Source organism: Alteribacillus sp. YIM 98480 (genome assembly GCF_009765375.1).
In the GTDB taxonomy this organism is placed as follows: domain Bacteria; phylum Bacillota; class Bacilli; order Bacillales; family Marinococcaceae; genus Alteribacillus.
In genome coordinates this window covers 200,358-220,580 of the sequence record NZ_VTOK01000002.1, presented here as the reverse complement: position 1 = coordinate 220,580, position 20,223 = coordinate 200,358, and the positions used below count along the sequence as shown (strand labels likewise).

24 protein-coding genes and 1 riboswitch are annotated in these 20,223 nt (G+C 38.2%); of the genes, 1 reads left to right on the top strand and 23 read right to left on the bottom strand.

Annotated features, from left to right (window positions below; genetic code table 11):
* Positions 1–5: 5 nt before the first annotated feature.
* The 23 genes from ribD to FZF09_RS03760 form a co-directional block, all read right to left on the bottom strand.
* Positions 6–1,094: a bifunctional diaminohydroxyphosphoribosylaminopyrimidine deaminase/5-amino-6-(5-phosphoribosylamino)uracil reductase RibD gene (gene ribD / locus FZF09_RS03865; RefSeq protein ID WP_158735259.1), complete on the bottom strand. Its 1,089-nt coding sequence runs from the start codon at positions 1,092–1,094 to the stop codon at positions 6–8.
* A gap of 235 nt (positions 1,095–1,329) precedes the next feature.
* Positions 1,330–1,479, bottom strand: a riboswitch (FMN riboswitch).
* An 87-nt stretch (positions 1,480–1,566) separates the two neighbouring features.
* Positions 1,567–1,704: a hypothetical protein gene (locus tag FZF09_RS22605; RefSeq protein ID WP_199256750.1), complete on the bottom strand. Its 138-nt coding sequence runs from the start codon at positions 1,702–1,704 to the stop codon at positions 1,567–1,569.
* Positions 1,705–1,781: 77 nt separating this feature from the next.
* The gene (locus FZF09_RS03860; RefSeq protein ID WP_158735258.1) at positions 1,782–2,216 is read right to left on the bottom strand and encodes a peptidylprolyl isomerase; all 435 of its coding nucleotides are present in this window, start codon (positions 2,214–2,216) and stop codon (positions 1,782–1,784) included.
* A gap of 93 nt (positions 2,217–2,309) precedes the next feature.
* Positions 2,310–3,629, bottom strand: a complete 1,320-nt coding sequence (gene lysA / locus FZF09_RS03855; protein ID WP_158735257.1) for a diaminopimelate decarboxylase — start codon at positions 3,627–3,629, stop codon at positions 2,310–2,312.
* A gap of 118 nt (positions 3,630–3,747) precedes the next feature.
* On the bottom strand, positions 3,748–5,196 hold the full coding sequence (locus FZF09_RS03850; protein WP_233269398.1) for a spore germination protein: 1,449 nt from the start codon (positions 5,194–5,196) through the stop codon (positions 3,748–3,750).
* A 114-nt stretch (positions 5,197–5,310) separates the two neighbouring features.
* Positions 5,311–5,733 carry a stage V sporulation protein AB gene (locus FZF09_RS03845; protein ID WP_158735255.1) on the bottom strand — a complete coding sequence of 141 codons (423 nt, stop codon included), beginning with the start codon at positions 5,731–5,733 and terminating at the stop codon, positions 5,311–5,313.
* Positions 5,694–6,338, bottom strand: coding sequence for a stage V sporulation protein AA (locus FZF09_RS03840; protein ID WP_158735254.1), 645 nt, complete (start codon positions 6,336–6,338; stop codon positions 5,694–5,696). Before FZF09_RS03840 ends, FZF09_RS03845 begins: the two co-directional genes overlap by 40 nt.
* A 228-nt stretch (positions 6,339–6,566) precedes the next feature.
* Entirely contained in the window at positions 6,567–7,316 is a 750-nt protein-coding gene (sigF, locus tag FZF09_RS03835; protein WP_158735253.1) for an RNA polymerase sporulation sigma factor SigF, read from the bottom strand.
* Between the two features lie 11 nt (positions 7,317–7,327).
* Positions 7,328–7,768: an anti-sigma F factor gene (gene spoIIAB / locus FZF09_RS03830; protein WP_158735252.1), complete on the bottom strand. Its 441-nt coding sequence runs from the start codon at positions 7,766–7,768 to the stop codon at positions 7,328–7,330.
* A gap of 2 nt (positions 7,769–7,770) precedes the next feature.
* Positions 7,771–8,121 carry an anti-sigma F factor antagonist gene (spoIIAA, locus tag FZF09_RS03825; RefSeq protein WP_158735251.1) on the bottom strand — a complete coding sequence of 117 codons (351 nt, stop codon included), beginning with the start codon at positions 8,119–8,121 and terminating at the stop codon, positions 7,771–7,773.
* 134 nt (positions 8,122–8,255) lie between these two features.
* Complete coding sequence (locus FZF09_RS03820) at positions 8,256–9,446, bottom strand: D-alanyl-D-alanine carboxypeptidase family protein (protein ID WP_158735250.1); 1,191 nt, start codon at positions 9,444–9,446, stop codon at positions 8,256–8,258.
* A gap of 67 nt (positions 9,447–9,513) precedes the next feature.
* A complete protein-coding gene (locus FZF09_RS03815; RefSeq protein ID WP_158735249.1) occupies positions 9,514–9,705 on the bottom strand; it encodes a hypothetical protein in 192 nt (63 codons plus the stop codon).
* Positions 9,706–9,797: 92 nt separating this feature from the next.
* Complete coding sequence (locus FZF09_RS03810; RefSeq protein WP_158735248.1) at positions 9,798–11,102, bottom strand: pyrimidine-nucleoside phosphorylase; 1,305 nt, start codon at positions 11,100–11,102, stop codon at positions 9,798–9,800.
* Between the two features lie 171 nt (positions 11,103–11,273).
* On the bottom strand, positions 11,274–12,095 hold the full coding sequence (locus tag FZF09_RS03805; RefSeq protein WP_158735247.1) for a purine-nucleoside phosphorylase: 822 nt from the start codon (positions 12,093–12,095) through the stop codon (positions 11,274–11,276).
* Position 12,096: 1 nt separating this feature from the next.
* A complete protein-coding gene (locus FZF09_RS03800) occupies positions 12,097–12,930 on the bottom strand; it encodes a purine-nucleoside phosphorylase (protein ID WP_370514419.1) in 834 nt (277 codons plus the stop codon).
* Positions 12,931–12,941: 11 nt separating this feature from the next.
* On the bottom strand, positions 12,942–14,129 hold the full coding sequence (gene deoB, locus FZF09_RS03795; protein ID WP_158735245.1) for a phosphopentomutase: 1,188 nt from the start codon (positions 14,127–14,129) through the stop codon (positions 12,942–12,944).
* A gap of 60 nt (positions 14,130–14,189) precedes the next feature.
* The gene (xerD, locus tag FZF09_RS03790) at positions 14,190–15,077 is read right to left on the bottom strand and encodes a site-specific tyrosine recombinase XerD (RefSeq protein ID WP_158735244.1); all 888 of its coding nucleotides are present in this window, start codon (positions 15,075–15,077) and stop codon (positions 14,190–14,192) included.
* A gap of 28 nt (positions 15,078–15,105) precedes the next feature.
* Positions 15,106–15,291 carry a DUF4227 family protein gene (locus FZF09_RS03785; protein WP_158735243.1) on the bottom strand — a complete coding sequence of 62 codons (186 nt, stop codon included), beginning with the start codon at positions 15,289–15,291 and terminating at the stop codon, positions 15,106–15,108.
* A gap of 211 nt (positions 15,292–15,502) precedes the next feature.
* The gene (gene fur, locus FZF09_RS03780; protein WP_158735242.1) at positions 15,503–15,997 is read right to left on the bottom strand and encodes a ferric iron uptake transcriptional regulator; all 495 of its coding nucleotides are present in this window, start codon (positions 15,995–15,997) and stop codon (positions 15,503–15,505) included.
* Between the two features lie 110 nt (positions 15,998–16,107).
* Positions 16,108–16,746, bottom strand: a complete 639-nt coding sequence (spoIIM, locus tag FZF09_RS03775; RefSeq protein WP_158735241.1) for a stage II sporulation protein M — start codon at positions 16,744–16,746, stop codon at positions 16,108–16,110.
* Between the two features lie 92 nt (positions 16,747–16,838).
* The gene (locus FZF09_RS03770) at positions 16,839–17,384 is read right to left on the bottom strand and encodes an NUDIX hydrolase (RefSeq protein ID WP_158735240.1); all 546 of its coding nucleotides are present in this window, start codon (positions 17,382–17,384) and stop codon (positions 16,839–16,841) included.
* A gap of 14 nt (positions 17,385–17,398) precedes the next feature.
* Positions 17,399–18,487 carry a DUF3866 family protein gene (locus FZF09_RS03765; RefSeq protein WP_158735239.1) on the bottom strand — a complete coding sequence of 363 codons (1,089 nt, stop codon included), beginning with the start codon at positions 18,485–18,487 and terminating at the stop codon, positions 17,399–17,401.
* A gap of 48 nt (positions 18,488–18,535) precedes the next feature.
* A complete protein-coding gene (locus FZF09_RS03760) occupies positions 18,536–19,060 on the bottom strand; it encodes a peroxiredoxin family protein (RefSeq protein WP_158735238.1) in 525 nt (174 codons plus the stop codon).
* A 215-nt stretch (positions 19,061–19,275) separates the two neighbouring features.
* Here FZF09_RS03760 and uppP point away from each other — a divergent pair, with 215 nt between their 5' ends.
* Positions 19,276–20,109 (top strand): undecaprenyl-diphosphatase UppP, encoded by an 834-nt coding sequence (gene uppP / locus FZF09_RS03755; RefSeq protein ID WP_158735237.1) that lies wholly within the window; start codon positions 19,276–19,278, stop codon positions 20,107–20,109.
* The last annotated feature ends 114 nt before the right edge of the window (positions 20,110–20,223 follow it).

Here is a 20,223-nt window from a genome sequence, read left to right as displayed (position 1 = left end):
TTCAGTCACTCCTTATTTTTGGGAACTGCTACCATTTTAATGTCTGACTCTAGCTGTTCTAATGAAATTACATCTAGTTCAGGCACTTGTGACATCGAAGAAAATCCTGTTCCTCCTATCACGGTAGGAGCACTTGCACCTCCGATTAATTTAGGTGCAATGTAACAAACAATTTCTTGGAAAGCTTTTGCTTCTAAAAAGCTTCCGTGAACGGCTGCGCCGCCTTCTACATAAACAGATTGAAGCTTTCGATTCCCCAATATTTGCAGTACTTCCCCCGCCTCAATTTTTGAATGAACCGGTATTACCTCAGCCCCCGCCTTCTCCAAGCGTTTTATTTTGGCGCTGTCAGCTTCTTTTGAACAAAAAATCCAAGTGGGAGCTTGCTTATCAGTTAGCAATTTCGATGTAAGAGGTATTCTTAATCGGTGGTCGAGTATTATTCTTACTGGTTGTATACCGCCATTAGACGTTCTTACTGTAAGGGACGGATTATCTTTTAATACCGTACCGATACCAACTAATATAGCGTCATGTTCATGACGCAAAACGTGTCCGTCTTCACGTGCACTAGGTCCTGTAATCCACTGGCTTTCACCTGTATAAGTTGCTGTCTTTCCATCTAGTGAAGCTGCTGATTTTAAGGTTACGTATGGTAGTCCTGTCCGGATATAATGAAAAAAATGCCGGTTCAGCCAATCTGCTTCTTCTTTTTCCACCCCTACTGTCACTTCTATTCCTGCTTTTTTTAATTTTCCAACACCATTTCCAGATACTTGAGGATTTGGATCTAGTGTTGCCACAACAGCCCGATTTATTTTTTTATCTATTATTAAATCAGCACATGGCGGTGTTTTTCCAAAATGACTGCAAGGCTCAAGAGTAACATAAATGGTTGCGCCTTCTGCATCACTGCCTGCCATATTCAATGCAAGGACTTCTGCATGTTCTGTACCAGCTTTTAAATGCGCGCCCATACCGGCAACTCTTCCATCTTTTACAACAATAGCTCCAACTACAGGATTAGGGGACGTCTGCCCTTTTGTAGAATGGGCCATTTGTAAAGCCAGCTTCATATAGTCTTTATCTGTCATGCTTTAAGCGCCCCCATTTCTCGGAGTGTTATTTGATAAATATTTGAATGAGCCTCACTTGTTTGGCTCATTCGTACATAATAAAAAACCCTCAAGAACACAGGGATTCTTCAGGGTTTAAACGTGCTCAAATAAGCCCTTTTTCAAGGGATTATACATCATTCTCTCGCAATAGGATTATTTAAAAAAACATAAACGTATCCTAAGACTGCTGTATGATAATTTTTGAACACGGCTTATCCTTCTCCCATCCAGACTGTTACTGTCGGCTCCGGACTTCCACCGGATCCACCGTAATAATGAAATTACTACGGGTCACGGACTGAAAAACATTGCTTGCTTTATCACCGCCGGTTGGGAATTACACCCGACCCCGAAGGTACCGCTTAATATATCGTTAAATAAACTAGTCATAAAGTTTACTAACTTTATAAACTGATTTTATCCTTTTTCTATATAAAACGTCAACTCATTATGCTTGCTTTTCCTTTTTTTCTATACATTTATAACAAAATAAATTTTTTCGATCATCTAATACACCGTTTAAAAATCCATTCAAGCAAAACACTTCTTTACCACAAACCGTACAATTACCGACCTTTTCTTTCATGGAATCCTCCTTTTGCAGCTTGACCTTCCCAAATCTATAGAAAAAACCGGCAGATTTAATTCCTGCCGGTTTTACATTTACTCATCCCATACTTTTACTTCTTTCATAACGTCACCCTGTTGTATTCTATCAACAGATTCCATACCATCCGTTACTTTTCCAAACACAGTATGCACACCATCTAAATGAGGCTGCGGTTCAAATAAAATGAAGAATTGACTTCCGCCTGTATCTTTCCCAGCATGTGCCATAGAAAGATAACCACGGCCATGTTTATGTGGATTGCCTTCTGTTTCACATTTAATCGTGTAGCCAGGTCCCCCGGTTCCGGTTCCATTAGGACAGCCTCCTTGTGCTACAAAACCCGGAATAACGCGGTGGAAATTCAAACCATTATAAAAACCTTTGTTTGCCAGGGCTTCAAAGTTCTCTACTGTTCCCGGAGCCGCATCCGGGAAAAATTCAATCGTAATTTGTTCTCCATTTTCAAATGCGATGCTTCCTTTTTTCATGTGATTCTCACCTCAAATAGTTATTTTATAATCAGAAATATTTAATGCAGCTATTCTGGCAGAAATAATAACACCTGCTGCTGTTTATAATGATTATACCCGTTCTTTTGAACGTAAGGGAAGATCATTTTTCGTTATATCTTCTAATGTTTCTCCTTTAACAACTAGATCTGCTTGATTGTCCTCTACAAAGACTACAGGAGGTTTTGTTATGCGATTGTAATTATTAGCCATCGAATATCCATAGGCGCCTGTACAAAATACAGCCAAAATATCATCATGGTCTGCTTCAGGCAGCGGCAGCTTCCAGATAAGCATATCTCCGCTTTCACAGCACTTCCCTGCCACAGCGAAGTGATCTTCTGCCTGCTCGTTTGCTCGATTAGCCAAAATCCCCTCATATTCTGCTTGATACAGAGCTGGTCTGATATTATCTGTCATTCCTCCATCGACAGAAAGATACCTCCGTACTCCTGGAATATCTTTTTTGGAACCGACAGTATAAAGAGTGGTTCCTGCATCCCCTGTAATAGAACGGCCAGGTTCAATCCATATTTCTGGAACGTCCATGTTTGCTTTCTCAGATTCTTTTTTCACAGCTTTTATTAAGTCTTTTACATAATCTTCAGGGGGGAGCGGTTCATCTCCTTCCACGTATCTAATGCCAAAGCCCCCGCCAGCGTTAAGAATTTCCGGCACAAAACCATACTTCTCTTTCCACCTTTTAAATTGAGAAAATAGTTTTTCTACCGTTAGGACAAACCCATTCGTGTCAAAAATTTGTGAACCGATATGGCTGTGGACTCCTCGTAAATTAACATTTGTATCTTCTTGAAGAATCTTAATTACCTTATCGGCTTGACCGCTTGAGAGGTCAAAACCAAATTTAGAGTCTTCTTGACCTGTTGATATATATTCATGGGTATGGGCTTCTACACCCGGTGTGGTACGTATTAAAGCATCTACTTTTTGGTTTCTAGAAACAGCTTCTTCTTGTAAAAGAGCGACTTCGTAAAAATTATCAAGTACAAAGCAGCCTACACCAAGGTCTAGTGCAAATTTTATTTCTTCAGGACTTTTGTTGTTTCCGTGAAAATGAACCCTCTCCATAGGAAAACCTGCTTTTTTGGCAGTCATCAATTCACCGCCTGAAACAATATCTAGACTTAAACCCAGTTGATCTGCTAACTGTACCATAGCGATACAGCTGAACGCTTTACTGGCATAAGCTACCTGATGCTGCACCCCTTCTTCTTCAAACGCTTTTTTAAATCCTCTGGCACGCTCTCTAATCAGTGCCACGTCATACACGTACACAGGAGTGCCATAATTTTTTGCAATATCAACCGTGTCCACCCCGCCTATTACAAGGTGTCCGAGGCTGTTTATTTTACTCGTTCCATGTAAATACATGACTCGTTCTCTCCTTATCTACGACAAATGAATGTTTACATTTTAGCATCATTTTCACAGGATAAAAAGGACTAAACATTGAAAAAGCAGAGCGCCGGACTCTAAAAATCCGACACTCCTATTCCGAAGTCTGTTTTATCGTATCTTGCGGATGTACGATTCTAGGTCTGCGGCGTAAGCTTGGTACTGTTGTTCTCATCACAATTTGCCATAAAGATTGAGGATCAAACGGTATTAATGGCCATAAATAAGGTTTATTTAGAGAGCGAATTCGAATAAGCATTAAAAATAGAATCGTACTAGCAATAACAAACCCAATACTTCCAAAACTTACTACAACAATTAATAATAGAAGCCTTAACATTTTAATAGCAATTGCTAATTCATAACTCGGATTAGAATAGGCACCGATTGCCGAGAGTGCAACATATAATACTACCTCAGACGTAAATAGTCCAACTTCTATAGCTATCTCCCCAAGTAACAGCGCAGCCACAAGTCCAAGAGCTGTGGTCAGAGGAGAAGGCGTGTGTATAGCTGCCATTCTTAGTAGTTCCAATCCAATATCAGCCAAAAGGATCTGCATAAATTCTGACACGTTCGCATCTTCACTGGGACCAATATAGTCAAATTGGGCTGGAAGTAAATTTGGTTCTAATACAAATAAAAGCCAAAACGGCAATACAAACAATGAAATAAACATCCCGAAAAATCGAATCCACTTTACAAATGTTCCTATAAAAGGAGCCTGTCTATACTCTTCAGCATGCTGCACATGGTGAAATACGGTAGTGGGGGTTATTATTACACTTGGTGTAGCATCAACAATTACAATAACATGTCCTTCAAACAAATGAAGAGCTGCAACATCAGGACGTTCGGTATATCTAACGAGAGGAAACGGGTTATTCCCCTGGTTCACCATATATTCTTCTACTACTTTATCCGCCATGGGCAAACCATCTATTTCAATCGACTCCAATTCTTTACGAACAATCTTTATTAAATTAGGGTCGGCAACTCCTTCAATATAAGAAATACAAATATCAGTTTTTGACCGTACCCCAACTCTCAAAATTTCATGACGAAGCCTTTCATCCCTTATTCTTCTTCTTGTAAGTGCCGTATTTTCGATGATATTTTCGGTATACCCGTCTCTTGCACCTCGTATCACTTTTTCATTATCAGGTTCTTCTGGTCCTCGTCCAGGATAGCTCCGAACATCTACAACAAAAGCTCTATCTTCGCCTTCGACTAATATAAAAATAAGACCCGAAAGCATTTCAACTATACAATCTTCTAATGTATCTTTGTATTCCACTTGAACATGAGTCAGATGGTTTTCAATAGCTTTTCTGACATGGAGGGTTTCTCTTCCTCTTGCTTCTAAGTCCATTAATTCTTTTAATAATTCAATGATATATTCCATGTCACAAAGACCATTAACAAAATATATTTGAATTTCCTTCCCCAATATATTAAGTTTTCTAACACCTACATCAAAACTTACCCCAATACCAAGGCGTTCTTTTAATTCTTTTTCGTTTACCTCTATCTGTTTAGAGATAGGTGTTTCTTCATTCTTATCCTCTGATTGTCTCTTATGTTGGTGATCACTGTGAAGGCTTTGAAATTTCCACTTCTTTCTTCGAATCAAATTACTTTCCCCCATTCATTTTTATTAAAATTTCACAAAAAATATCCAGTGAAAAAGCGACCCCAAAATTTTTCCGAACACAATCGCCATTACAAGAACGATAATATTTTTTTCCATTCCTATACGCCGAGCCAAGATTGGAAATACATTTAAAACTTCTGTCAGGGCTGCCGCAAGCATTCCTACAAACATTCCTGCAGCCAGGCCTACTGGAATGGTTAACAAAGCTGGAAATGTACCTTTAATATCATGAAGAGTTGCAATGGACCCTATAACAGCTCCTGTAATGACTGCTATTTCGTATGCTTGAATAGCCTTTTGGGTTTTTGTCAGCTGGACAAGCCTTGGTATAATCCCTAACACAGTTATAAAAGCCACAAACCCGCTTCCAACAGCCAGTCCGCCGCTTAATCCGATGAGGATGGCGAATAAAGCTTCGACTGCCAAGGTTTTGAACTCCGATCAGATTCTGTGTCAGCTAAATATTCTTCAATATCTTTTTTATAATGAAACATTTCAATTTCAAGCGGGCTAGGCTCTTCATTGATTCTTTTTTTGAACACATGGTTAAAAAATAAGATCATGCCAAGGCCTAGTCCAATCGAATAAGGAATCTGCAGTAATAAAGGCTGTTCACTCTGTTTTCCAGTAACAAGGGTATACAGCTTTTGATGAACGGCCAGCATACTGACATCTTCGTGAAAATTCATGATAGCCAGAGCAGCACCAGTAAACAATAGAAACCAGACTAAAACGAGCATCAGGGGAGAAATAAGTTTTTTTTCAATCGTTACTTCAATTACCGTTTGCTCGGGCCCAACTACAGTTATATCAACTTCAGGGAATTGTTTATGGATTTTTTGTAATATAGTTAATATATCAAGAACAACGTGGGTTTTATCTGTGCGGCTTATACTGTACAAGTGAACAGACATTAGCGGATGAACAGTTTCTGCTTCCCCTTCGAGACGTGCAACATCTTTAAGATACAAATTCTGGCCTGGCTCTACCGTTATTCCGGTATATAACTGCATATATATTTGTTGGTGCATATCCGTCCCTCCCTTTTTGCTTAGTATGAACGTAAACAAATGGATCATACTTCAATCTGGAGGTAAAGAGCTCAGTCTCTGAAAAAGAAAGTTTCACTGAAGATGCATACGTATACCATAGCCTTCATCCCTTTAGGAGAAATATGTAAATAGCGGTGCTATAACTTAGAAAAACGCAGATTGCTGCTGTAAAGGTCACTACTTACTAATCACAAAAAAGCCAGCTGTCTAATCTGACAACTGACTTTTCATTTTATGGAGAATTCTTTTTTCTAACCGTGAAACTTGTACTTGAGAAATTCCTAACCTTTGTGCTACTTCAGACTGGGTCTTATCTTTATAATAACGTAAATAAACGATTAATCGTTCCCGTTCTTCTAGTTGTTCAACTATCTCTTTTAAAGCGATTTGGTCAAACCATTTTGAGTCTCCTTGATCAGCAATTTGGTCCATTAACGTTATTGGATCGCCGTCATTCTCATACACGGTTTCATGTAATGACGATAAACTTCTTGTTGCTTCTGTAGCAAACACGATTTCTTCCATTGGCATTTCCATAGATTCAGCAATTTCTTGAAGTGACGGAACTCTGCCTAATTCTTTTGTTAATTCTTCTTTTGCTTTTCTCACTTTATTATTTAATTCTTTTAAGGAACGACTTACTTTAACTGTACCATCATCTCGAATGAAACGCTGTATTTCTCCAATAATCATTGGGACAGCGTAAGTAGAGAATTTAACATCATAGGACAAATCAAATTTGTCCACCGATTTAATTAACCCGATCACACCAATTTGAAAAAGATCTTCCGCTTCATATCCTCGATTAATAAAACGTTGAACTACCGACCAAACCAGCCTAGTATTTTTATTTACGATTTCTTCTCGTGCTTTTTGATCTCCATCCTGACTTTGTCGTATTAACTCTCTTACTTTGTCATCTTGAAGAGGCTGGTGCTTTTTTAATTTTACATCCATACAGACTCTCCTTAATTACAAAGTGATCTGCTTTTAGCTAAACGCTTTTTTAAGTAAACAGTAGTACCGGTACTTGGTTTGGAGATCACTTCCACTTCATCCATAAAATTCTCCATAATGGTAAATCCCATCCCCGAGCGTTCTAATTCCGGTTTTGACGTATATAAAGGCTCCTTTGCTTTTCCTATATCTTCTATGCCTACACCGTTGTCTTTTACGGTTAGCTCTACCATATCTGTATCAATTTTCACCATAATCGTAATCGTGCCGGCTGGGTTCTCATCATATCCATGTATAATGGAGTTGGTTACAGCTTCAGAGACTACGGTTTTTAACTCTGTCAGCTCGTCCATATTAGGGTCCAGCTGAGCAGTAAAGGCACCAACACTCACCCTTGCAAATGCTTCATTTTCACTCACCGCGGAAAACTCCAATTTCATCTCATTTTTCACTTTTAGGCCACCCCCAGCTTTCGTAGTGCATCTGTCTCCCGGTTTTCCAAACGCAAAATTTTAAAGAGACCCGACAGCTCGAATAACCGCTTTACCGGTGTAGAAATAGAGCAGACCACCATTTCTCCTCCATTTCTCCTGACTTGTTTGTACCTGCCTAAAATCACCCCAATACCTGAACTATCCATGAAAATAAGCTCTTCCAAATTTAAGACGATATGCTGTATTTGATGAGCTTCCAAGTATTCGTCAACTTGACTTCGCAATTCTCTTGCAGAATGATGATCTAATTCTCCTCTTAATCGAATACACAAGACATCACCGACTTGCTCTAGATTGACTGATAAACTCATATCCTATTTCCCCCCTAAACGTTTGTCATTGCTTTGTGATGATAATATTCAATTCTTTTCAAACATTTCCTTTCTTCATGACAAAACTAGTGTTTATTCGGTAAAACAAGTGACTATTTTCATTCAGCGCTTTTTTACGACATTTGTCCCGTTAAAGAAGAAAGAGTTCTTTTAAATAATACATACCAGCTGGCAGATTGCGCTTCTTCATCTAATACCAACTCTTTTTCAGCAAGTTTTTTCTCTCCATCATAAAATTGTACAACACCTGCTGCTGAACCTTTTTCAGCTGGAGCAATAACTTTGTCGTTAATATCTATCTCTCTATCGATTTTTTCAATTTTTTTGCCTTTCGGAAGGACAATGGCAGCGTTTCTTTCCAGTGTAACTGGTACGGTTTTGGTTTTACCTTTTTCAACTGGAATAGAAGCTATTTCTTCTCCTTTTTTAGCTAAGACAACCTTTTGATAGTTTTGAAAACCATAATCGAGCATTTCAGTTGTTTGTTTATTTCTTTTTTTCGGTGATTCTGCTCCCATTAGAACAGTTATTATACGCATTCCATCCTTTTGTGCCGTTGCGGTTAAATTATATTTAGCCTCCGAGGTAAAACCTGTTTTTAATCCATCTACGCCATCATAATGTTTTACGAGTCGATTTGTATTAACAAGCCAAAATTCTTTATCAGTACCTTGACGTAAATAATCTTCGTAAATACTTGTATATTCTAAAATTTTTTCATATTGAAGCAAGGCTTGACTCATAATCGCAAGATCTCTGGCTGTAGTGTAATGATCTTTTTCGGTTAATCCTGTCGTATTGTTAAAGTGTGTATTTTTAAGCTCCAGCTCGTCTGCTTTATCGTTCATTTTTTTAATGAATTTCTCTTCCGTTCCTGCAATATGTTCAGCCAGAGCTACCGATGCATCGTTTCCGGAAGCTACTGCTACCCCTTTTAACAGTTCATGAACTGTCATTTGCTCTCCTTGCTCCAAAAATATTTGCGACCCTCCCATCGAGGCAGCATGTTCACTAGCCGTAACCTGTTCATCTAACCTAATGTCTTCTCTTTCTAATGCTTCCATGACTAGCAGCATAGTCATTATTTTGGTCATGCTAGCTGGAGGCAGTTTTTCATTTTCATTTTTGTTATATAGAACCTGTCCTGTATCCACTTCCATAATAATGGCCGACTTAGCATCTTCCGCGAGTTCAAGGTTTTTTTCCTCTTCTTCATTTGCGAAAACCGGTTCAGAATGTATGAATGTAACCAGTGTCAATACACAAAGAAAACTGGTTTTTAACGCAGATAGACTATTTAACAATTCCAGACACCTCCCATAATGATACGATTATTTTTTCCATTATTTTCATCGTATATACTAAGAAATTTCATAATAAAGAAAGTTGCTTGCCGGCTAGTTTTATTAAATGTATTCCGCGTTGATAATTAGACAATAAGAAAAGCGCAAGCGCCTTGCTCACGAGCGACAAGTCCTGAGGGGCGGCATATGGAAAGCTGATCTTGGCTTTCCATTGACGGACAGAAGGAATCTCGAGCGAGTAGGCGCTTGCGCTAGACATGTAAAACGCCAAATATTTATAATTTTTCACCTTTTAAAAAAGCCTGCATAGATGTCATACTCCATCCATACAGACCCTAATGTTTTCCTTATTTAATTATAAATAGTCTCATAAATAAGAAGCGGCTTTTCTGTTTTAGTTTTCACCAAAGAAAAAGCATTTTTTACCATCTCTTCCGCTTGTTCTGTATCTGGTTGATTACTGTGCAATGTTGCCATTAATTCATCTTCTTGTACCTCATCGCCTATTTTTTTATGAAGCTCTATACCAACGGCGTGATCAATCATATCTTCTTTTGTTGCTCTGCCAGCACCTAACACCATAGCTGCTCTTCCTATTTGTGCAGCATGCATTGATTTTACATATCCCGATTTTGGAGCTTTTATTTGCTTTTTAAACGCTGCTGTACTTAACAAATCCGGATTATCTACTGCCGCTGCATCTCCTCCTTGTTTTTCAATAAACAGCTTCATCTTTTCAATCGCCTTGCCATTTGAGATTACTTCTTCAATTAACTGACGGCCTTCTATTTCATTCGAAGCTTTTCCGCCTGCTACTGCCATATGAGCAGCAAGTGTAACGCTTAATTCATGAAGATCATCAGGTCCTTCTCCTTTTAAGGTCTCAATCGCTTCTTTTACTTCGAGGGCATTTCCAACAAGACGCCCTAAAGGTTGATCCATATTAGAGATAACAGCCATCGTCTTGCGGTTTAAAGAAAGTCCTATTTTAACCATCGCTTGCGCTAACGCTTTTGCATCTTCCAGATTTTCCATAAAGGCCCCGGAACCCATTTTTACATCTAATACGATTGCATCAGCACCTGCTGCAATTTTTTTACTCATTACAGAACTAGCTATAAGCGGAATAGAATCAACGGTGGCTGTCACATCTCTTAAGGCATATAGCTTTTTATCGGCAGGAGTTAGATTTCCGCTTTGACCAGCAAGCGCTATTTTATTCTCATTTACAAGCTTGATAAATTCATCTTGTTTCAGTTCTGTTCGAAACCCTTTAAACGACTCGAGCTTGTCAATAGTACCGCCTGTATGCCCTAATCCTCTCCCAGACATTTTTGCAACAGGAATTCCAAGAGCAGCCACAAGCGGACCTAGTATAAGGGTTGTTTTATCTCCTACTCCTCCTGTTGAATGTTTATCTACTTTCGTCCCATCTATTGCAGTTAAATCAAGCTGATCACCAGATTCAGCCATCGCAAATGTTAGAGAAGCAGCTTCTTTTTGAGTCATTCCTTGAAAGTATAAAGCCATTGCAAATGCCGAAGCTTGATAATCTGGGATTTCTTCGTTACTGTATCCATTTACAAACCAACGAATTTCATCATCAGAAAGCTCCCCGCCGTCACGTTTTTTTGCAATGATATCTACCATTCTCATATTACACGCACCCTTTCTATTCTATTTCCTTATCCCATTTATGATATTCTGAGAAAGGAGTAAGAACAACAGTATTAGAAGGTACGCAGATAAACACTGCCGCATACTGCAGCAGTGTTTAATCACCTGCATCCTATATAACTATAATACACGGTAAATGGAAAGTTTAATTTACATCATTTTAAGTATTTGTTTTACGAGAGCAATAAATCTAGGTTTTGTTTTAGAGGCTGTTTCCATAACTTCCTCATGAGACACGCCCTCAACTTCTTCTCCTACTGCCATATCAGTAATACACGAAATACCAAGCACTTTAAGGCCTGCATGCCGTGCTGTGATTACTTCAGGTACAGTAGACATTCCAACTACATCTCCTCCTAGACGTCTTAGCATGATTAATTCAGCTGCCGTCATAAAAGCAGGTCCGGAAATCCCTGTATAGACACCTTTTTGCAACGATATACCAAGTGACTCAGCCGCATTTTCTGCAATCTTTTGAAGTGACTTATCATAAGCCTGACTCATATCAGGAAAGCGTGGTCCCAATTTATCATCATTTCGTCCAATTAATGGATTTGTTCCAGTCATATTTATATGGTCTTCTATTACCATTAAATCTCCAGGTTGAAAGGACGGGTTCATCCCACCGCATGCATTAGTAACCAGTAGTGTCTCTACACCTAATGCTTGCATGACCCTTACAGGAAATGTTACTTCTTGCATGCTGTAACCTTCATAGTAATGAAAACGCCCTTGCATAGCTATAACTACATTTCCCTGTAAATTTCCTGTAACTAATTTTCCTGCATGTCCTTCCACCGTAGAAATAGGAAAATAAGGAATAGAACTGTATTCAACTTCTGCGGCTGCTTCAATTTCTTCTGCTAAATCACCTAATCCAGAACCTAATATTAAACCAATTTTCGGCTTATCTACAATTTTTTCTTCTAGATAAATGGCTGCTTCTGTTACTTTTTCCGATAATTGCTTCATGCTAAGCCTCTCCCTTACCTATTTGGTATATAATTTCTTTCATTAACAAAAGAAATTCTTCTTTTACCTTTTCAGTTGTTTCGATTACTTCATCGTGGCTTAGCGGCTGGTTTAAAATACCGGCTGCCATATTGGACAAACATGAAATTCCTAACACTTTCATTCCGCCATGAACCGCAGTCGTAACTTCTGGAACAGTCGACATTCCAACTGCATCTGCACCTAAAGTTCTAATCATTCTTATTTCTGCTGGTGTTTCATATGCTGGGCCTGTGTTTGCAGCGTACACACCTTCTTGTAACGTAATGTTAAGACTAGAAGCAGCTTTTCTTGCTGTTTTCATGAGTTCCACACTGTATGCTGATGACATGTCTGGAAACCTTGGTCCTAGTGTTGCATCATTTTTTCCAAGCAGCGGATTATCTCCTTGTAAATTCAAGTGATCTTTAATGAGCATTAAATGGCCAGGAGAATAGGATTCATTCACACTCCCTGCTGCATTTGTAACAAGCAGTGTATCCACTCCAAGTGCACGCATGACTCTGACGGGAAATGTCACCTCCTGCATGGTGTAGCCTTCATAATAATGAAACCTCCCTTGCATTGCTACAACAGGAACTCCTTTTAAGTGCCCGAACACTAGCTGTCCGGCATGTCCTATGACTGTAGAAACAGGAAAACCAGGAATGTCTTCATAATGTACCTTTACAGCATTTTCGATTTCTTCTGCCAATACTCCTAACCCGGAACCTAAAATCAGCCCTGCTTTTGGCTCAAAATCAACTTTTTCTTGAAGTTTTTCTGCTGCGTTCTCTAAGAGGCGTTTGGTTGTCAAATGCATCACCCTTATTTTGTAATGTTTTTCAAAAAGCTCGTACCGTTTTCCGGGCGTTTAACGTTAAAATTATCAGCCAGAGTGGCACCAATATCTGCAAACGTTTTTCTTACTCCTAAGGTATTTCCAGGTGTATATGCCGGGGTATAAACAAGCAATGGCACTAATTCTCTAGTATGGTCGGTTCCGTGGTGGACGGGATCGTTTCCATGGTCAGCTGTAATGATAATTACATCTTCACTTCCGCATTCTTCCATTAAGCCAGGTAGTCTTTCATCAAACTCTTCAAGTGCCTTTCCATAACCTAAAGGATCTCTTCTATGGCCAAATTTAGCATCAAAATCTACCAAGTTTAAAAAGCATAAGCCGGTAAAATCTTTCCTTGCTGTCTGAATTATTTTATCCATACCATCGTTATTCGAACTCGTTCTAATGGATTTAGTTACTCCCTCCCCGTTATATATATCACTGATTTTACCAATTGCCAAGCTGTCTAATCCTGCATCCGCTAATTCATTCATTACTGTACGGCCAAAAGGCTTTAAAGCATAGTCATGACGATTCGCTGTTCTTTCAAATGCCCCTGGTTGACCTATGAACGGCCTTGCAATAACTCTGCCAATCATATAAGGCGCTTTATGAGTCATTGCTCTTGCTTTTTCACAAATATCGTAAAGTTCTTCAATTGGCACAACATCTTCATGTGCGGCTATTTGCAGTACAGAATCAGCGGATGTATAAACGATAAGATCTCCAGATGACATATGTTCGCCGCCAAGCTCTTTAATAATTTCTGTGCCAGAGGCCACTTTGTTTCCAATTATTTTTCGTCCCGTTTCCTGCTCTAGTTTCGCAATAAGCTCTTTTGGAAAACCTTCCGGAAAAGTGCGAAAAGGTTCCTTAATATGAAGTCCCATAATTTCCCAATGCCCTGTCATTGTATCCTTGCTGTGAGAAGCTTCCTCCATTATGCCGGTATGAGCCTGCGGCTGATCTACTGCTTCTATTCCATCTGTATTTTTAATATTTCCAATCCCAAGTTTTTCCATATGAGGCATATGGAGACCATTCATTTTTTCAGCAATGTGACCTAATGTATCAGCCCCTTTATCATTATATTCTTCCGCGTCAGGAGCTTCTCCAATTCCAACGGAATCCATAACGATGACAAATATTCTTTTAAAATGATAATTTGACATTTTACCACCTTTTCCATAATGTAGTTTCTAAACGATGTTGATAGCAAACGCTTTGCACCTTTAAGCTCTTGGATGAAAATGGATGTAGACATCTTTTAATTTATGGTTAGAAACGTGGGTATAGATTTGGGTTGTGGAGATATCAGCATGCCCTAACATTTCTTGTACCGCTCGTAAATCGGCGCCATTTTCTAAAAGGTGAGTAGCAAACGAGTGACGAAGTGTGTGTGGAGTTAATTTTTTTTGGATATTGGCTTTCTCTGCAGCACTCTTTAATATTTTCCAAAATCCTTGTCTTGATAACTGGTTTCCATGATGATTTACAAATAGAACATCATGCCTTTTCTTTTTCATTAAAAAAGACCGACCTTTATGTATGTACTGCTCTAATGCCTCCTGAGCCATCTTTCCAAGCGGAATGATTCTTTCTTTGTTACCTTTTCCGATGCAATGTACAAATCCCATTTGCAAATGTATATCACCAACTTCAAGCTCACAAAGTTCAGTCACTCGAAGACCTGTTGCATACATTAATTCAAGCATAGCTTTATTTCTAAGATCAAAGGCCGTCACACCTTCACTGGCAGATAACAATTTTTCTACTTCTGAGCCAGAAAGGACATCTGGTAGTTTTTTCTCTCCTTTTGGGATTTCAACTAACTCAGAAGGGTCTTTTTTTAATCTTTGGTCTCTTAACAAGAATTGGTGGAAGGCTCGTATAGATGAAATCGTTCTTGCTATGGTAGAGGCAGAGCGTCCACTTTCTTTCAATGTAAATAGAAAGTCAACGATATGAGAACGCTCTATTTGTTCTATGTCATTTAAATAATTTTTCTCTAAATGAGATATATAGTTAAGTAAATCTCTTTTATAAGAGCTAAGCGTATTTTCAGATAATCCTTTTTCAACTTGACAATAGTGGAGAAAATCTAATACGTCATGCTGCAAAACCCTTCCCCCCCTTGATATTGTTGTCTTAATAAAAACTTAATTCACTATCTAATTTAACTTCCTCATAATTTTTCTCTGGCTTATATAGTCGTTCGTCAGCTTCATAACTATCACTTAACCATAGAATACCATAATAAAAAGCTAAAAGGCACACTATAAAAATAAAGAAAATTTTAATTGTTTCTACCCCATATGACATCCATTTTTCCATGATGAAGTCCCTCCTATCTAACACAGCTAGAATTATCTATGACAAAAACAGCCTTTATTATACGTATCCTTAAAAATTTCCTGACTATATAGACGAGCAATTCCGTATATAAATAAATGCAGATGTATGTTTACAAAAATTGCTTCCTTCAAGTCAATATGGCGAAAACTTTATAGAAAAAATAAAAAAACCTCTTCCTGATGAAAAGGTTTTAGCGCACTTTATTAATTGCTTTTTCTGGAGATTGATTTTTTTTCTCTGTATCTCCATCTTCTTGACAGCGATGACAAATACCATGAAAGGTTAAACGGTGATCTTTAATTTTAAAATGCCAATCTCTTTCAACTACTTTTTCAACATCACCTAATAAATCTTCTTGAATTTCATCTACCGATCCACATTCTATACAGACAAGATGATGATGAAAATGATCAGCTCCTTCTTTACGAAGGTCATATCGGGAAACACCGTCCCCAAAATTTATTTTATCCACGACTTCTAATTCATTAAGTAACTCAAGTGTACGATATACGGTAGCTAATCCGATTTCCGGAGCTTTTTCTTTCACAAGCAGATAAACATCTTCTGCACTTAGATGATCTTCTTCATGTTCAAGAAGCACCCTTACAGTCGCTTCCCTTTGGGGCGTTAGCTTATAACTTTGAGAATGAAGTTGCTTCTTAATCCTATCGATTCTTTGCTCCATGATTACCCTCCCCCTGATAAGCGGCTACGTTTTTATTATAATGAGAGCTGGGAAGAGTGTCAAATGATAATAATAATTATCATTAAATTAAAATGATTATAAAGTAAGAATTAAATTGCCCACTCTATCACATTTCTCATCATCGCAGGAGATAAAAAGCCTTCTATTGCTGCAGCCCCACTGAGAAGTAAGAGAATTCCTCCTGATATAATTACCGATTTTAAGATTACCGCAGGGACCGGTGTGGAACGGCTTTGTTTAAATAAATGTTTTATAATACTTAATGATATTCCAATTGAAGTAACTGCCATAATTATATAAGCAGGAATAACGATTATATTTTGCGGCAAAATGGAGGCAAAAGCTAGAAAAAATCCACCGCTTCCCATTTGCTGAACTAAAAATCCAATTGTAAATCCAGAAACAACTCCTTTAAGAAACAACAGAATTAAAATAAAAGGAACTCCTGCCACGGACAGCCCTAGCACCCACATTAAGCCTATATAACCAGCGTGGTGAGAAATACTCTGTAAAAATATTTGACGAGCAGTAATATCTGTCCCGGATTCAAATTGGGTAAGAAATTGCTGAAGGTAATAATAAAGGTCATTTTTCAAAGGCAGCGACAAACTATTAACTAAAACTGCCCCAAAAATCACTCCCATAAATAACAATATGAGGGAAAACCAATAAAAGGAACGATATTCGAGCCAATGTTTTTGTATCAGTAAAGACGTTGTTTGGAACATTTCAAACTGCCTCCCTGCTTAATAGGACATGTTACACTCTATGAGCCGGGAAACCTTTCTATTACAGTTCCTTTTTTATTTCGTAATCAAGTTTAGGATGAACTTTCCGCTGTCTTATTTCGTATGTACTGAACAGCAAAAACAGTTTTTGCATCATGGATTTCTTCTGTTTCTATCATTTTCTCAGCTTCCTCTAACGACACTTCCATTACCTCCACAAATTCATCTTCATCTGTAGATGAGCATCCATTTGTTAGGTTATTTGCTTCAAAAATATGAACAATTTCATCCGCAAATCCAGGAGAAGTGTAGAAAGAGATTACCTTTTTCAATTGCCCCGTTTTATAACCTGTTTCTTCTTCTAATTCTCTTTTAGCAGTATCTTCAGGATTTTCACCTGCTTCTAATTTCCCAGCCGGAATCTCAACAATTTCTTTTTCGAGAGCTTTTCGAAACTGTTTAACCATTAAAAGCTTGCCATCTTCCGTTAAAGCAATTAAAGCCACTGCTCCAGGATGATTAATAATTTCTCTCTTGCTAGTTTTTCCATTAGGCAATTCTACCTCATGAAGATTCAAATCAACAATTCTTCCTTTATAAATTGATTCTTTGTGTGTTGTTTTTTCTGTTAGTTTCATCGTTTCCTCCTCAATCATTGTATCGTGTCCTTATCTATTGGTTCTTGAACATATTTCACTGCAGCCATAATTCCTTTTAGATAGTCGGTATGTTCTTCGACTTTTACCCCCATTGTATGTATAGAGGGGAGATTCGTTTTATACCAATCTAGCCAAAGCGGCATCCACTTCTCTACTTCTTCATATTTTATTTTAATAAACGAATGACGTCGAAGTGCCTGCGTCTGCTCATCGAACTTTTCCCTTTTATATCTTTCCAAAACCGGCAGGGCCAGGGTGGAAGGTGCGTAAGTAAAACGTTGCAGCGGTGTTATCGTATGATGGCTTAATCCAAAATGACGGCTCCTTTTCTCATGAAAAGAAATTCGCGGCGTCCAAACCGATTCGCCTTTTAACGCTCCTACTATATTTGCCCATCCTGCCAGTGCCATACCGCTGAACCCAAAAGGCGTATTGGTGCCAACTGTTCCATGTCCCATAGAAATAATGACTACATCCACTTGTTTTTTCGATATTAACCATTGTAAGGCATTTGGAATTGTTACAGCCTCAGCCGTCCCCCCGAAAGATTGACCAGTTGTTACGACATGCACTCTTGGATCACTTTTCCACGCTCTCATATGATCACTAAGCCCTGCAGGTATTGCAGCTTCATCTGATAAAACAATCCCAATATGCTGATCTTTTTTACACATAAAGGCTGCTCCCAAAATTATCGGCAGCATACTATGAAGTTCAGCGAGTAAAACTTTCTTTTGGTGTAATTCAAATGGAAGCTTAAAAAGGTCATGATCAGGGTGTTCTGGAGAATCTACAGCAAAAACACTATGCTGGCAAGGAGTATAACGTGCTTTCATGATATGACCGCTGCCTTCGTTATAGTTATCCTTTTCAAAGGAAGTTATGACTATATCCCATCCACCAGTACCTAAATTTAATTCAGCTGCCGTAGTATTTACCTTTATTGTATCTCCAATGTTAACACGGGGGCTACAAACGAAATATAATATCGCCTGCCCTGCTCCTCCATTTGTTTTTAGTTTTTGAATCCATTGATCTTCTTCAAGAATATCTGTAACCTGCACCGTTTTCTCTTCATACATTTTTTTCACCTCTCTTCTACTTTACGTGTGCAGGTCTATTATTATTAATTATAGCTGATCCGCTACTTTTTCTTCTAACTGTTTAAAGTCAATCTCTCCTGCTATTTTTTCAGCTATTGTACCATCTCTAGTAATAATGTATGTTGTCGGCAAATACTGCAGGTTGTATAAATCAGCCACTTCGCCTTCTTCATCAATTAAAGCTGGAGTTTGTCTCATATCAAATTGTTCTACAAATTTCTCTGCGTGCTCTTGCTTTCGTTCGAAAGAATTCATATTAATTGTTAATACAACAACACCTTGTTCTTCATATTGTTCATGAAATTCCATTAATTCAGGGATTTCTTCGGTACACGGCTCACACCAGGAAGCCCACATATTCATAATTACGATATTGCCTTCATAAGAAGATAAAGAGCGCTCCTCTCCATTATACGAAGGAAGGGTAAAGTCAGCTGCAGCATCACCTTCTTGTGTACCAACTTCTTGCGCAGAAATATTTGTAAATATCACATAACTGATAATTATTATGGCTGCTACAAGAACCATGCTCGTGATGAATTTTTTATTCATTTTCCATTATCCTCCTGTTCAACCCGCTGTATCTTGATTTCTATTTTACTAGTTTTATACTTTATCTCCTACCTTCATTCTGTGAACGCTTTTTGATGATTGAGTTTTTGAGCCAAAATTTTCTTCCCACCTCGACTTGGTTTTGCTACACTAACTAAGGGATATGAAAACCGTTTGTCAAGACACAAATGTAGACGGATGAAGGAGTGGAATAAATGAGTGTTATAGAAGCTTTGATTTTTGGAATCGTACAAGGGATTGCGGAATTCCTTCCTATATCGAGTACGGCACATATTGTAATTGCTCAATTATTATTTGGATATTCTTTTCCAGGGTTATCATTTGAAGTAATTCTTCATTTAGGTTCGATAGTAGCGGTCGTATTGTATTTTCGCAGCGACATTATCCATCTTATAAATGCTTTTTTCCGTTTTATAGCCCAAAGGCATCCAGAGGATCGTCCAGAATTTTTCTTTGCCATTTACATTGTCATTGCCACATTGATTACAGGCTTTTTAGGACTGTTATTGGAAGACTTCCTTGCAGAATCTATTAAAACTCCTATTTTTGTAGCATCATCTCTAGCAATAACAGGCTTTTTTTTAATATTAATCGAAAGATATCATAAAATTGGACATCGTACAGAAAAAGAAATGAACCTGCTTGATGCAGTTATTGTTGGACTTGCACAAACTTTAGCTGTACTTCCAGGGATATCACGTTCGGGCAGCACATTAATTGCTGCACTATATGCTGGATTAAATAGAAAAACAGCCGTCCGCTATTCCTTTCTATTATCTATACCGGTCATTTTAGGTTCTTCAGTCCTTGCTATTGATGACTTAAATACAGGTGCCCTCGCTTCTATTGGTACAATGCAGCTGATTGTATCGTTTATAGCCTCTTTTATTACGTCGTGGATTGGGATTGTATGGTTGATTAACTTTTTAAACAAAGGAAAGTTAATTTATTTTGCCATTTACTGCTTTTTATTAGCTATCATCGTTATTACGATGCTCGATCCTTCCACTATTATTCAAGCAGAATAAAATAGATTAAAATTTGGCTTGTCCCCGAAGTCCTTATGCCGAAAAGACGTAGTTTTTCTTATTCTTTTCACTTTAACAAAGTTAAACTTTCCTAAGTAAAAAAAGTGCCCGAAT

Coding starts and splice junctions, on each gene's coding strand:
- ribD (WP_158735259.1), bottom strand. CDS start 1,094: ATGACAGATAAAGACTATATGAAGCTGGCTTTACAAATGGCCCATTCT.
- FZF09_RS22605 (WP_199256750.1), bottom strand. CDS start 1,704: ATGAAAGAAAAGGTCGGTAATTGTACGGTTTGTGGTAAAGAAGTGTTT.
- FZF09_RS03860 (WP_158735258.1), bottom strand. CDS start 2,216: ATGAAAAAAGGAAGCATCGCATTTGAAAATGGAGAACAAATTACGATT.
- lysA (WP_158735257.1), bottom strand. CDS start 3,629: ATGTATTTACATGGAACGAGTAAAATAAACAGCCTCGGACACCTTGTA.
- FZF09_RS03840 (WP_158735254.1), bottom strand. CDS start 6,338: ATGCACCAACAAATATATATGCAGTTATATACCGGAATAACGGTAGAG.
- sigF (WP_158735253.1), bottom strand. CDS start 7,316: ATGGATGTAAAATTAAAAAAGCACCAGCCTCTTCAAGATGACAAAGTA.
- spoIIAA (WP_158735251.1), bottom strand. CDS start 8,121: ATGAGTTTATCAGTCAATCTAGAGCAAGTCGGTGATGTCTTGTGTATT.
- FZF09_RS03815 (WP_158735249.1), bottom strand. CDS start 9,705: ATGTCTAGCGCAAGCGCCTACTCGCTCGAGATTCCTTCTGTCCGTCAA.
- FZF09_RS03810 (WP_158735248.1), bottom strand. CDS start 11,102: ATGAGAATGGTAGATATCATTGCAAAAAAACGTGACGGCGGGGAGCTT.
- FZF09_RS03805 (WP_158735247.1), bottom strand. CDS start 12,095: ATGAAGCAATTATCGGAAAAAGTAACAGAAGCAGCCATTTATCTAGAA.
- deoB (WP_158735245.1), bottom strand. CDS start 14,129: ATGTCAAATTATCATTTTAAAAGAATATTTGTCATCGTTATGGATTCC.
- FZF09_RS03785 (WP_158735243.1), bottom strand. CDS start 15,291: ATGGAAAAATGGATGTCATATGGGGTAGAAACAATTAAAATTTTCTTT.
- fur (WP_158735242.1), bottom strand. CDS start 15,997: ATGGAGCAAAGAATCGATAGGATTAAGAAGCAACTTCATTCTCAAAGT.
- spoIIM (WP_158735241.1), bottom strand. CDS start 16,746: ATGTTCCAAACAACGTCTTTACTGATACAAAAACATTGGCTCGAATAT.
- FZF09_RS03770 (WP_158735240.1), bottom strand. CDS start 17,384: ATGAAACTAACAGAAAAAACAACACACAAAGAATCAATTTATAAAGGA.
- FZF09_RS03765 (WP_158735239.1), bottom strand. CDS start 18,487: ATGTATGAAGAGAAAACGGTGCAGGTTACAGATATTCTTGAAGAAGAT.
- FZF09_RS03760 (WP_158735238.1), bottom strand. CDS start 19,060: ATGAATAAAAAATTCATCACGAGCATGGTTCTTGTAGCAGCCATAATA.
- uppP (WP_158735237.1), top strand. CDS start 19,276: ATGAGTGTTATAGAAGCTTTGATTTTTGGAATCGTACAAGGGATTGCG.